This window comes from Asanoa siamensis (assembly GCF_016862555.1).
GTDB classification, from domain to species: Bacteria; Actinomycetota; Actinomycetes; order Mycobacteriales; family Micromonosporaceae; genus Asanoa; species Asanoa siamensis.
The window spans coordinates 1-11,375 of the sequence record NZ_BONE01000141.1; the positions used below are offsets into that span (position 1 = coordinate 1).

Sequence of the window (11,375 nt, forward strand, 5' to 3'; positions counted from 1 at the left end):
AGGCGGTATCCAGCAGCATACATCGATGCTTGACGCTATATAGCCCGCTTCGCGGGGACGCGGGCGGAGCCGATGCTCAGGTCAGGCCGGCGCGGGCTGCGTAGAGGGCCGCCTGTGTGCGGTCCTGGACCCCGAGCTTTGCCAGGATTGCGCTGACGTGAGTCTTGACCGTCTTCTCCGCCAGACCCAACGCCCGGGCTATCTCGCGGTTCGAGTGTCCTCGGCCTATTTCCCTCAGGACCTCGCGTTCCCTCGGCGTCAACCTGGCCGGGTCAGCCAGCGCCTCGCCCTCCGTCAAAGCCCGCGCCACCTCCGGATGCAGCAGCGTATGACCAAGGTGGACCGACCTGATCGCCGCCGCCAGCGCCGGTGGGTCCACGTCCTTGTAGACATAGCCCGCCGCCCCCGCGCGGACCGCTGGCAGCACCGCTGATGGCTCCGTGAAGCTCGTGATCACCAAAACGCGGCACGGCAGGCCCAGCGCCGTCATCGCCCGCAAAGCCGCCACCCCGTCCGTGCCTGGCATGCGCAGGTCGAGCAGCACCACGTCCGGGACCAGCTCCTCCGCCAGCGTCACCGCTGTCGCCCCGTCCGCGGCCTCGCCGACCACCGATAGGTCGTCCTGCACCGACAGGAACGCGCGTAAGCCCTGGCGGACCATCGCGTGGTCGTCGACGATCAGTACGCGGATCACAGCGGCACCTCCAAGCGGACCGTCGTGCCCGTGCCAGGATTCGAGGAGACCACCAGGCGGCCGCCTACCGCATCAGCTCGCGAGCGCATCGACGTCAAGCCCAGGTCGCTCGACGGCAAGCCCAGGCCGTCGTCCGAGACCTCTACGACAAGAGACGAATCCACGGCGAACAAGCGGACCGCGACGGTACGCGCCGACGAATGTCGCAGCGCGTTGTGCAGAGCCTCCTGTGCCATCCGGTACGCGGCGTCCTCGCATGCCGGCGACAGGCGCGGCACCGGGTCCGTGACCTCCAAAGTCACCCTGGCCGCGTGCACCTGGTCCAGCAGCCGCACCTGCTTGTGCAGCGCCGCGTCCAAGCCCTCGGCCGCCACGTCCGCCGGGCGCAGGCCGACCACGATCGAGCGCAGCTCGTCCGACGCCTCCGCCGCCAGCGCGCGGACCGTGGCCAGCTGCGATGTTGCCCGCCCCGGGTCGCGGGCGACCAGCGCCGTCGCGGCGTCCACGGACAGGCGCAGGCTGAACAGCTTCTGCGCGACCGAATCGTGCAGCTCGCGGGCGATCCGGTCGCGCTCCTCCAGCACCGACAGCTCGCGGCTCCGCTCGTACAACCTGGCATTGATCAACGCGATCGCCGCGTGACCGGCCAGGATTCGCAGGAGGTCCTCGTCGTCCTGCGAGAACGCGCCGTCGCGCTTGTTGGCCAGGTAGAGGGCGCCCAGAATGTCCGAGCCGTGGACGATGGGCATTCCGAGAAAATCGCGCAGCTCGGGGTGGTGCTTCGGCCAATACTCGAAGCGCGGGTGGGCGCGGATGTCAGACAGGCGCAGCGGCTCCGGTTCGCGGAGCAGCACCGCCAGCAGGCCGTGCTGGCGCGGCAGCGGGCCGATCAACCGCCACTGGGCGTCGCTGACCCCGTCGACCACGAACTCCGCGAACGAGCCCGTGTCCGCGTCCGGCACGCCGAGCGCCGCGTACCGGGCGTTCAGCAACCGCCGGGCCGCGGAGACGATGGTCTGCAGCACCTCGCGCACCGACCGGCGCGCGGTCACGGCGAGTACGGCGGAGCTCAGCGCCCGCAGCTCTTCGCGCGCGTCCACCTTCGCACCGTAGCGCGTCAGACCGCTTCTGATCCCCCGGCCGATGGTCCTAGGACCAAGGTCCCCGTCCCTGGTCCGATGGCATCGGCGGCCGTCGCTCCTAGCGTCGGAGGCATGACAACAGCGATCATCACCGGCGCGTCCCGGGGCCTGGGCCGCGCACTGACCGGCGGGCTCGCCCGCGCCGGCTGGAACGTCGTCGTCGACAGCCGGGACGCCGAGGCGCTCGCGGCGGTCGGGTTCGGGCCGGGCGTCATCCCGGTCGCCGGCGACGTCACCGACAGCGTGCACAGAAAGGCCTTGATCGACGTCGCGGACCGGTACGGCGGCGCCGACCTGCTCGTCAACAACGCCGGCATTCTCGGGCCCTCGCCGCAACCCCGGCTCGCCGACTATCCGGTCGAGGTGCTGCGCGAGGTGTACGAGGTGAACGTGCACGCGCCGCTCGTGCTCACCCAGCTCGCCCTCCCAGCGCTGCGCAAGCGCGGCGGAGCCGTGCTCAACCTGACCTCGGACGCGGCGATCGAGGCGTACGCCGGCTGGGGCGGCTACGGGTCCGCGAAGGCCGCGCTGGAACAGCTCAGCCGCATCCTCGCCGCGGAGGAACCGGACGTCCGCGTCTGGTGGGCCGACCCCGGCGACCTGCGTACGCGCATGCAGCAGGAAGCGTTCCCCGGCGAGGACATCAGCGACCGCCCGGAGCCGGAGTCGGTCGTGCCGGCGTTCCTGCGCCTGCTGGCCGCGCGACCGGAGTCGGGCCGGGTCCGGGTCGCGCAATGGTGACGGCGACGGTCGACTTCACCCTGCCGGAGCATTTCGAGGCGCACGAGCCGCCCGAGGCGCGCGGCGTGCCCCGCGACGGGGTCCGGCTCCTCGTCTCGACCGAAAAAGCCCAGTCGCATCATGTCTTCCACGAGTTGCCGGCGCTGCTCCGGGCCGGTGACGTGCTGGTGGTCAACACGTCGGCGACGTTGCCGGCCGCCGTACCCACTCTTGACGGAAATGTCGTGCATTTCTCCACGGCCATCGCGGACGGCACCTGGCTCGTCGAACCCCGGCGCGCCGACAACGCCGGGCCGCTGACAACGGCGGTGGCAGGGCAACGGTTCGACCTGCGCGGCGGCGGGTCGGTCACGCTGCGCAGCCCGTACACGCGAGGTCGGCTCTGGATCGCCGAGGTGTCGTTCGCGAGCGACGTCCGCGGCTACCTCGCGGTGCACGGAGAGCCGATCCGCTACCGGTACGTGCCGCGACCCTGGCCGCTGCCGTCGTATCAGACGGTGTTCGCGACGCATCCCGGCAGCGCGGAGATGCCCAGTGCCGGCCGTCCGTTCACCGACCGCGTCGTCACCCGGCTCGTCGCCGCCGGCGTCCTGCTGGTGCCGATCGTGCTGCACACGGGCGTGGCCTCGGCGGAGGCGCACGAGCGGCCGTACCCGGAATGGTTCGAGGTGCCGGTCGCGACCGCGCGGGTCCTGGCCGGGGCGAAGCGGGTGATCGCCGTCGGGACCACGGTGGTACGCGCGTTGGAGACCACCGGCGGGCGGGCCGGCCGGGGTTGGACCGACCTGGTGGTGACGCCGGAGCGGGGCGTGCGGGTCGTGGACGGGCTGCTGACGGGGTTCCACGAACCGCGCGCTTCGCATCTCGACCTGCTGGCGGCGGTGGCCGGGCGGGACCTGGTCGGGCGCGCCTACCAGGAGGCGCTGGGCGCCGGGTACCGATGGCACGAGTTCGGCGACGTCAACTTGCTGCTGTCGGAGGGCGACGGTTGAGCGGTATAGTCCCGCCGTTCGAGCGCGTGCAGTGGAGGATGGCGCATGTCTCAAGGTGTGTACGCCACGCCGACGTTCGACACGTCGATGCGCGGCTACGAGAAGAAGCAGGTCGACCGGCATGTCGCCGAAGCGGCGGAGCGGATCGCGCAGCTCGCGGCCGAACGCGAGCAGGCGCACAACCACATCCGCAACCTCACCAGCAACCTCGAGCAGGTGCACGGCGAGCTGAGCGAGTTGCGGGACCGGCCGCCGCGCCTCGACCGCGCCTCCTTCCGCCACCTCGGGTCGATGGTCGACGAGATCCTGGCGCTCTCCGAGAAGCAGGGTCAGGCGATCATCGACGCCGCCGGTGAGCGGGCCAACGAGATCAAGGCCGCTGCCGAGAAGGTCATGGAGGCCGCCCGCGAGGCGGCGGAGCGGCTGCGCGACGAGGGCCAGGCGGCGCTCGAAGCGGCCGAGCAGGAGGCCCAGCGCCGGCACGAGGCCAGCGTCGCCTCGATCGAGCGGGCCGAGGGCGAGGCGCGGGCGCGGATCGAGTCCGCCCACGAGCAGACCCAGCAGGAGCTGACCCAGTGGCGCGCCGACGTCGAGCGGGAGATCAACGAGCACCGGACGGCGGCGCAGGAGGCCGATGAGGCCCGGCAGGCCGAGGCCGAGCAGCAGATCCAGGCCCACCACCAGCAGCTGACGATGGCGCAGAAGGAGATCGACGCGCGCCAGCAGGCGCTGGCCCAGCTCCGCAACGCGCAGGAGCAGGCCCAGCAGCAGCTCGGTCAGCTCCGCCACGACGGTGCGGCGACCGAGCAGGAGCTCGCGCAACTCACGCACCGGCTCGGTGTCACCCGGCAGGAGCTCAACGCCGAGGTGGCCCGGTTCGAGCACGCGCGGCAGAGCGCCGAGGCGGTCGAGCAGCAGACGCTCGAGGCCCGGGCCCGGATGCAGCGCGAGGCCAAGCGGATGGCCGACCGCGCGGCGGCCGCGGTCATGGCGGCGGCGGCGATCAGCGAGCAGACCGGCGAGTTCAAGATGGTCGCGATCCGGCCCGACCAGATCCCGACGGCGGCGGCCCCGGCGCCTGATCTCGAGGCCGACGAGGAGCCCTACTTCGAGCCCGCGCGGCCGGTCAGTGGCGGCGGCGAGGCGGCGGTCTTCGAGCCGGCGCAGCCGCGGCCGGTCAGTGGTGGGGGTGAGCCGTCGGTGTTCGAGCCCGCGCAGCCGCGGCCGGTCAGCGGTGGTGGTGAGCCGTCGGTGTTCGAGCCCGCGCGGCCGGTCAGCGGTGGTGGCGAGCCGTCGATGTTCGAGCCGCGGCGTCAGCCGGAGCCGGTCAACGGCGGCGAGTCGATGTTCGAGCCACGGCAGCGCCCCGACGCGGTCAACGGCGACGAACCGTCGATCTTCGACCCGCGGCAGCAACGGCCCGAGGCCGACGCGCGACAGCCCGAACCCGCCGAAGAGGCCCGACCCGCCTGAGACGTCAGGCGCGGCTCTCGTTGAGGATCAGCGCCCGCAGCCCCTGCAACTGCGGCCCCGGCCGGATGCCGAGCTGCGCCGCCAGATTGCTGCTGGCCAGGTCGTGCATCGCGAGCGCTTCCGCATTGTCACCACTCGCCCGCAAGGCCCGCATGAGCAGCACGTACGCACTCTCCCGCAAGGGATGCAACCGGACGTGCGTACGCAGCAGCCGCGCCGCGGCCGGTGCGGCCCCCGCCCGCAGGTGCAGCTCGGCCATCCGCTCGACGACCGCCTGGTAGTCGTCGCTGATGATCTGGCACAGCGCCGCCGTCACCGGCCCGTGCCGGAACCCGTCGGCCACCGAACCCCGCCACAACCCGGCCGCCGTGTCGAGGTGCCGCAGCTCCGCCGCCACGTCGTCGGCGGCCCGGGCCACCTCGGCCGCCCGCCGGGCACGGTTGAACCGCGCCAGGTCGAGCTCGTGCTCCGCGAGCGTCAAGGTGTAGGTCGTGCCCCGGCGGACCAGCCGCGCCGCGCCGGCGATCCGGCGGACGTGCGACGCGTACGACTGGATGTTGGCAAGGGCCGACGCCGGCGGACGCAACGGCCAGAGGTCGTCGACGAGGGAGTCGACGGCGACCGGCTGGCCGTTGCGCAGGGCCAGCAGGGCGAGCACGGCCTGCTGCTTGGGGGTCCCGACGGCGACCGGGCGGCCGTCGAGACTGACGTCCACCTGACCGAGGACACTAATCTCTAACAACGCGTGCTCTCCCCGCATGGTGCCGGGCCGGCGTCGGTCGGGCGCCAGCCTCTCGACGGTATGGGGAGGCGGTTGGAGAACGGTTGGGAGCTGGGATGGAGTTCGGGGTGCTGGGCGCGTTGCGCCTGGTGGACGGGGCTTCCGTCGTACCCGCTCCCAATGGCATGCCCGGCCGGATCCTGGCCATGTTGCTGGCCCGCCGCGGTGAACCGATGTCGATCGACGCCATCATCGAGCAGCTCTGGCCGGGCGAGCCGCCGCGGACCGCGCGCAAGACGACCCAGGTCTACATCCACCACCTGCGGGGCCGGCTGGACCACCCCGACCGGGTCAGCTTCCGCAACGGCGGCTACCTGCTCGCGCTGGCGCCGGAGGAGCTCGACGCGGCCCGGTTCGAGCGGCTGGTCGCGTCGGCGGCCGATGCTCCGGTCGAGGTGGCCGCCGACCTGCTGGACGAGGCGCTGGCGCTCTGGCGAGGGCCGGCCTTCGAGGACGTCGCCGGGCTGGCCGCGGCGACCGAGGAGGCCGCGCGCCTGCAGGACCTGCGCCTCGCGGCGGTCGAGCAGAGCGTCCGCGCCGGCCTCGCCCTCGGGCGGCACCACCAGCTCGTACCCCGGTTGCGCGCGGCGGTCGTCGAATGGCCCTTCAACGAGTCGATCCACGCGAGCCTGATGACCGCGCTGCACTCGTCGGGTCGCACCCGCGAGGCGCTGGAGGTGTACGCGGCCCTGCGCGCGACGCTCGCCACGGAGCTGGGCGTCGAGCCGGGTGAGGAGGTGCGCTCGCTGCACCGGCGGGTGTTGCGCGGCGAGCGGCTCAGCGCCCCCGCCGACCCGCGGCCCGTCGGCAACTTCCTGCCCAACGACCTGCGCGACTTCACCGGTCGCGACGTGGAGTTGCGGCAGCTCAGTGAGACGCTCGGGGAGCAGTCGACGGTCACGGTGATCGCGACCATCGGCGGCCTGGGCGGGCTGGGCAAGACGGCGCTGGCGGTGCACTGGGCGCACCGGGTCACACACCACTTCCCGGACGGGCAGCTGTACGTCAACCTGCGCGGCTTCGGGCACGCCCCACCGGTCGACACGGCGACGGCGTTGCGGCATCTGCTGTCCTGCCTCGGCGTGCCGCGCGCGGAGCTGCCCAGCGACGTCGACGACGCGGCCGCCCGCTATCGCGCCGCGGTGGCCGGCAAGCGGATGCTCGTGCTCCTCGACGACGCCCGCGACATCGAGCAGGTGCGCACGCTGCTGCCCGGTGAGCCGCGGTGCCAGGTCGTGATCACCAGCCGGGTCATGCTCACCGGCCTGATCGCCCGCGAAGGCGCGCAACGGGTCGTGCTCGACCTGCTGCCCGACGCTGACGCGGCCACGCTGCTGCGCCGGCTCGTCGGTGCGCGGCGCTACGAGGCGGAGGCCGCCGACGCGGCGGAACTGCTCGCGCTCTGCGGCGGCCTGCCGCTCACCATCCGCATCGCGGCCGCCCACCTGCTCGACCACCCCGAGACGACCATCGCCGCGTACGTCGCCGCGCTGCGCGCCGAGGGTCGCGTGGCGCTGCTGCGGGTCGAGGAGGACGAGCACCACGCGCTGGCCGCCGTGCTCGGGCGCTCGGTCGCGGCGCTGCCGCCGGTGGCCCGGGACGCGTTCATGGCGCTGGCCACCATCCCCGGCCAGGACTTCACCGCCGACGCGGTGGGGGCCGTGCTCGACGTCAAGGTCGACGAGGCGCTCGCCACCCTGGTCGCGGCGCATCTGGTGCAGGAGCTGCCCGGGGGCCGGTTCACGACCCACGACCTGGTCCGGGAGTACGCCGCGTCGCTCGTACCCGAGTTCGACGAAGCTGGTTTTTCCCGGCTCATGGGTCATTACCAGCGGTTGGCCGCGGCCGCCTACGACCTGCTGCGCCCCGGCTACCGGACCACGTCGACCGGCACCGCGGCGCCGACGTTCGCGGGCGTCACGGAGGCGCGGGCCTGGTTCGAGGCCGAACGGGCCAACCTCGCCGCGGCGCTGGACACCGCCGCCGAGCGCAACCTCCCCGCGTACATCGGAGCGATCATCGGTCCGCTCTGGCACATCTGCTGGGTGACCGGTGGCATCGCGAGCTGGCTGGGCGTCGTCGAGCGGATCGCGGCGACGCTGGAACGGCACGGCGAAGACGGCGACGTGCGGGTCGAGGTGCTCAACGTCCTCGGCAACGCCTACCGGGTGACCTGCGACTACGAGCGGGCCGTGGCCGCGCATACCGAGTGCGCGCAGGCGTGGACGCGGGCCGGGCGGACGGCCGACGCGGCCCGGGCGCGGACCAACCTCGCGATGTCCCTCGACCAGCTCGGCCGGACCGACGAGGCGCTGACCCACCTCGAGTCCGCCCGCGCCGCGTTCCACGACCTCGGGCTGCGCGTCTTCGAGTCGTACGTCCACACCGTCGCGATCACGGACGTGCGCCGGCGGATGGGCGATGTGGACGGCGCGCTGGTCAGCATGCGCACCGGGCTCGACCTGATGGACGAACAGGACAGCGACGACAGCCGCTCGCGGGCGCTCGACGGGCTCGCGGAGCTGTGGCTGTTGAAGGGCAGACCGGAAGAAGCGCTCGTGTACGCGCGACAGGCGCGCGACCTGGCCGCGCGCGGCCAGAACCGGTACCTGGAGACGATGGCGGCGGTCACGTACGGCGCCGCGCTGCGGGCGGCCGGCGAGCTCGACGAGTCCCTCGCCGTGCTGATCGAGGCCTGCGCGGCCTTCGACGAGCAGGGGGTGCACACGGCGATGTCCAGCGCCCATCTGGAGCTGGCGCTGACGCACGCTGCGATGGGCCGGGCCGACCTGGCTTTGGCGGCGAACGAGGCGGCGCTCGACCGGGCGCGCCAGTCCGGCGACCAGCGCCTGCAGGCGCGCGCACTCGTCGCCATCGGCCGCGACCTGCGCCACGCCCTGGCCCTGTTCGAGGAAGTGAATGCGCCGGAAGCCGGCCCGCTCCGGCGCGAACTCGAAGAATCGGGCAGATAGGCGTTTATAGATTTCGTGTAGGGATCCTGTGGTAACCGGTCCTAGCGTGGGCTTCGAGGCCACGCGACGGGGGCTACCGGCATCTCTGACACCGGTGGCGCGCGGGCCACACCCGTCCCTTTACCGCTCTTTCCAGGAGGCTGCCCGCTCCAGTTGTTAGCGTCGACGGTGATGGCTGTGATCTCCGAGAGCCGCTACCAGGCCCACCGCCTCCGCATCCCGGTGGCGGAGCCGTTCGCGGCCTTCCGCGCACGGTACGAGGCGGCGGTGCCGGCTGTCGACTACGCGGCGTTGAACGCCCGGATCGCCGCTTCCGCGGACTGGTCGGAGATCACGACCGAGGTGGAAGCGGCGGCGCCGTGGGGCTTCCTCCGCTACTGGTCGAGCGACGACGCCCCACTGATGCGCCTGGCCCACGACCCAGGCGACTGCGTGGTCTACCTGATGGGCAACCACATCCTGGCGGAACGCATGTACCGCTACGACCAGGCGGCGATGCTGTATGCGCCGTTGCGCGCAGTGATCGCGAGCCGAGCCTCCGAAACGCACTTCATCATCGAGCTACCGAGCGCGACGTTCGGCTCGTTCGGCGCGGTGGGGGCGGACGACATCGCGGAGGTGGGCGTGGAGCTCAACCACAAGTTGGCGGCGCTCTTCGACCACCTCGCCCTACCCGTCCCGGCGGTGCTGCGCGGCTGACCGCCGGTCAACGCCGGAGCGTGAGCCGCTGAGCGACGGGCCGTCTCCGCGCCACCATCCGCACCCGGTCGTGGTCCGGGCCGTACGGGCCGGCATCGCCGCCCAGGCCGCTGCTGATGGTCACCGTGTTCACGACGGTGCCCTGGCGTGCGGCGTCCAGCCGCGCACGCCCTGCGCTGTCCAATGTGTCGAGCCAGGCGGACAAGTCGCCTCTGGGCCACCACGCCGGAAGATCTTCCTCCCAGAAGAGCGGCTTGAACGGGCCACGCCCGGCGTCGTTGTGCGCACAGACCCAGTCGAAGTAGCCTCCCGGATTCCCGAAGTAGTAGAGCTCGCGATACTCGTACCGGCGAGCGCCCACTGAGTGGTAGACCGCCGCGCAGTTGTCGAACCGCCCGATGTCGGCGAATCGCGTGACGCCGAGTTTCACGGTGAACGCGGGCTTGCCGTTCGGCAGTGACCCGATCGGCAGCCGCGGCCGGAACCGACTGCTGTTGGTGGTGATGGAGTAACTGACGACTTCGCCGTCCGCGTCGGTCAGGACGTGGAGATAGCCCTCGTGGTCCAAAAACCACACGTATCCGATGGAGCCTGCGCTCCCCTCCTCCTTGGATCGTTCCTGGAAAGCCGGTTGACCAAACATCTCCCGCACGTAGTCGATGTGTACCTGCGGGGCCAGCAACCGGTACTTGCGCATCCACTCGCGACGGCGTCCCGGCCCGGCCTTCCACCAGGTGCCGAGCCCGCGCAGAATCGTGGTGGCCGCGACGACGGCCCCGAAGACCGCCGCCGCGAGCTTCACCGTCTCTGCGACGTCACCCCCGGCAGCCACGGGTTCAGTCTGGCGCAGATGACCGAACTGGGGGTTCTGGAGGACCGGTGCAACGCTTTTGTCGCCGCCGGCCATGAAGAGGTGTGACGGTGAGGACGCGCGCTTCCGATGGTGAGCTGTGGGCCCGCGCGGTCGGTGGCGGTGAGGACGCCTTCGAGGAGCTTTTCAATCGGCACTCGAAGGCCGTCTACAACCACTGCTTCCGGTTGACCGCCTCCTGGGCCCAGGCCGAGGATGCCACCCAGGCGACGTTCGTGACCGCCTGGCGCAAAGGCGAGCGCGCCCGGCTCGTGGACGGCTCGATTCTGCCCTGGCTGCTTTCCGTGGCCACCAACGCCGTGCGCGATGAGCGGCGTTCCGCCCGGCGGTGGCTCGCCGCGGTCCTGCGCGTGCCCTGGGATCGTGACGACGCCGCCGGGATGGCCGACGACGTGGCCGGCCGCGTCGACGACATGCGGCGCATGCGGCCCGTGCTCCGAGCGGTCCGCCGCCTGCCGCGGGCCGAACGCGAAGCGCTCATGTTGTGCGTCTGGTCGGCGGTCTCCTATGCCGACGCCGCCACGCTGCTCGGCATCACCGAGGGAGCGGTGCGGGCCCGGGTCAGCCGGGCACGGGGCCGGCTGACCCGGCTGCTCCAAAACAGCGGCGACGAGGCGGGCATCTCGATCATCACGGACGCGGCGGAGGGAAGAGGATGAGCGGCATCGACCAACTCCCGCGGGAGCGGGAGATCCCGGCGGATCGGCGCGACCAGATGCGGGCCCGCGTGGTCGCGGTCATCGGTGCATCGCGGGTACGCCGTCGCCGGCGGCACCTGCTCACCGCGGCGACCGGGCTGGCGGCCGTCATCGTCGCCGCCTTCGCGCTGGTGGCGAGCGATCGACCGGACCCCGGCGCCGGCCTGTACGCGCTCGGCGACAACGTCCTGTCGGAGGGCGTCCGGCTCGCCGGCCGAGAATGTCTGAAGGGGCCCGCGCAGGCCAATGAGGAAAACCGGCGCAACAACATCCCGGAAAGCTTCGGTGTCTGGCCGACCTGGCCCGCCAGCG

General features: G+C 72.1%; 11 protein-coding genes. 7 read left to right on the forward strand and 4 right to left on the reverse strand.

The features are described from left to right. Nucleotides 1–76 precede the first annotated feature (76 nt). Both Asi02nite_RS39810 and Asi02nite_RS39815 read right to left on the reverse strand, forming a co-directional pair. Nucleotides 77–694, reverse strand: a complete 618-nt coding sequence (locus tag Asi02nite_RS39810; RefSeq protein WP_275410448.1) for a response regulator — start codon at nt 692–694, stop codon at nt 77–79. Beyond that, nucleotides 691–1,794, reverse strand: a complete 1,104-nt coding sequence (locus Asi02nite_RS39815) for a GAF domain-containing sensor histidine kinase (RefSeq protein ID WP_203719234.1) — start codon at nt 1,792–1,794, stop codon at nt 691–693. The genes Asi02nite_RS39810 and Asi02nite_RS39815 overlap by 4 nt, the downstream gene beginning before the upstream one ends. A 114-nt stretch (nt 1,795–1,908) precedes the next feature. Between Asi02nite_RS39815 and Asi02nite_RS39820 the strand changes: the two genes are divergently transcribed. From Asi02nite_RS39820 to Asi02nite_RS39830, 3 genes are read left to right on the forward strand one after another with little or no spacing between them, the layout of a single operon-like run. Beyond that, nucleotides 1,909–2,577, forward strand: a complete 669-nt coding sequence (locus tag Asi02nite_RS39820) for an SDR family oxidoreductase (protein WP_203719235.1) — start codon at nt 1,909–1,911, stop codon at nt 2,575–2,577. Then, nucleotides 2,571–3,569 carry an S-adenosylmethionine:tRNA ribosyltransferase-isomerase gene (locus Asi02nite_RS39825; protein ID WP_203719236.1) on the forward strand — a complete coding sequence of 333 codons (999 nt, stop codon included), beginning with the start codon at nt 2,571–2,573 and terminating at the stop codon, nt 3,567–3,569. Before Asi02nite_RS39820 ends, Asi02nite_RS39825 begins: the two co-directional genes overlap by 7 nt. A 45-nt stretch (nt 3,570–3,614) precedes the next feature. Then, nucleotides 3,615–5,042, forward strand: coding sequence for a coiled-coil domain-containing protein (locus Asi02nite_RS39830; protein WP_203719237.1), 1,428 nt, complete (start codon nt 3,615–3,617; stop codon nt 5,040–5,042). A gap of 4 nt (nt 5,043–5,046) precedes the next feature. Here Asi02nite_RS39830 and Asi02nite_RS39835 read toward each other — a convergent pair whose 3' ends face one another. Continuing rightward, nucleotides 5,047–5,757 carry an AfsR/SARP family transcriptional regulator gene (locus Asi02nite_RS39835; protein WP_203719238.1) on the reverse strand — a complete coding sequence of 237 codons (711 nt, stop codon included), beginning with the start codon at nt 5,755–5,757 and terminating at the stop codon, nt 5,047–5,049. Nucleotides 5,758–5,879: 122 nt separating this feature from the next. Here Asi02nite_RS39835 and Asi02nite_RS39840 point away from each other — a divergent pair, with 122 nt between their 5' ends. Both Asi02nite_RS39840 and Asi02nite_RS39845 read left to right on the forward strand, forming a co-directional pair. Then, complete coding sequence (locus Asi02nite_RS39840; RefSeq protein WP_203719239.1) at nt 5,880–8,795, forward strand: AfsR/SARP family transcriptional regulator; 2,916 nt, start codon at nt 5,880–5,882, stop codon at nt 8,793–8,795. 171 nt (nt 8,796–8,966) lie between these two features. After that, on the forward strand, nt 8,967–9,494 hold the full coding sequence (locus Asi02nite_RS39845) for a hypothetical protein (protein WP_203719240.1): 528 nt from the start codon (nt 8,967–8,969) through the stop codon (nt 9,492–9,494). A gap of 7 nt (nt 9,495–9,501) precedes the next feature. Here the strand turns inward: Asi02nite_RS39845 and Asi02nite_RS39850 are convergent, their stop codons facing one another. Continuing rightward, complete coding sequence (locus Asi02nite_RS39850) at nt 9,502–10,401, reverse strand: ETEC_3214 domain-containing protein (RefSeq protein WP_203719241.1); 900 nt, start codon at nt 10,399–10,401, stop codon at nt 9,502–9,504. Between the two features lie 14 nt (nt 10,402–10,415). Between Asi02nite_RS39850 and Asi02nite_RS39855 the strand changes: the two genes are divergently transcribed. After that, nucleotides 10,416–11,024 carry an RNA polymerase sigma factor gene (locus Asi02nite_RS39855; protein ID WP_239127680.1) on the forward strand — a complete coding sequence of 203 codons (609 nt, stop codon included), beginning with the start codon at nt 10,416–10,418 and terminating at the stop codon, nt 11,022–11,024. Then, the coding region (locus tag Asi02nite_RS39860) for a hypothetical protein (protein WP_203719243.1) at nt 11,021–11,375 on the forward strand (355 nt) is incomplete at its 3' end. The genes Asi02nite_RS39855 and Asi02nite_RS39860, both read left to right, overlap by 4 nt.

Coding starts and splice junctions, on each gene's coding strand:
- Asi02nite_RS39820 (WP_203719235.1), top strand. CDS start 1,909: ATGACAACAGCGATCATCACCGGCGCGTCCCGGGGCCTGGGCCGCGCA.
- Asi02nite_RS39825 (WP_203719236.1), top strand. CDS start 2,571: ATGGTGACGGCGACGGTCGACTTCACCCTGCCGGAGCATTTCGAGGCG.
- Asi02nite_RS39830 (WP_203719237.1), top strand. CDS start 3,615: ATGTCTCAAGGTGTGTACGCCACGCCGACGTTCGACACGTCGATGCGC.
- Asi02nite_RS39845 (WP_203719240.1), top strand. CDS start 8,967: ATGGCTGTGATCTCCGAGAGCCGCTACCAGGCCCACCGCCTCCGCATC.
- Asi02nite_RS39850 (WP_203719241.1), bottom strand. CDS start 10,401: ATGGCCGGCGGCGACAAAAGCGTTGCACCGGTCCTCCAGAACCCCCAG.
- Asi02nite_RS39840 (WP_203719239.1), top strand. CDS start 5,880: ATGGAGTTCGGGGTGCTGGGCGCGTTGCGCCTGGTGGACGGGGCTTCC.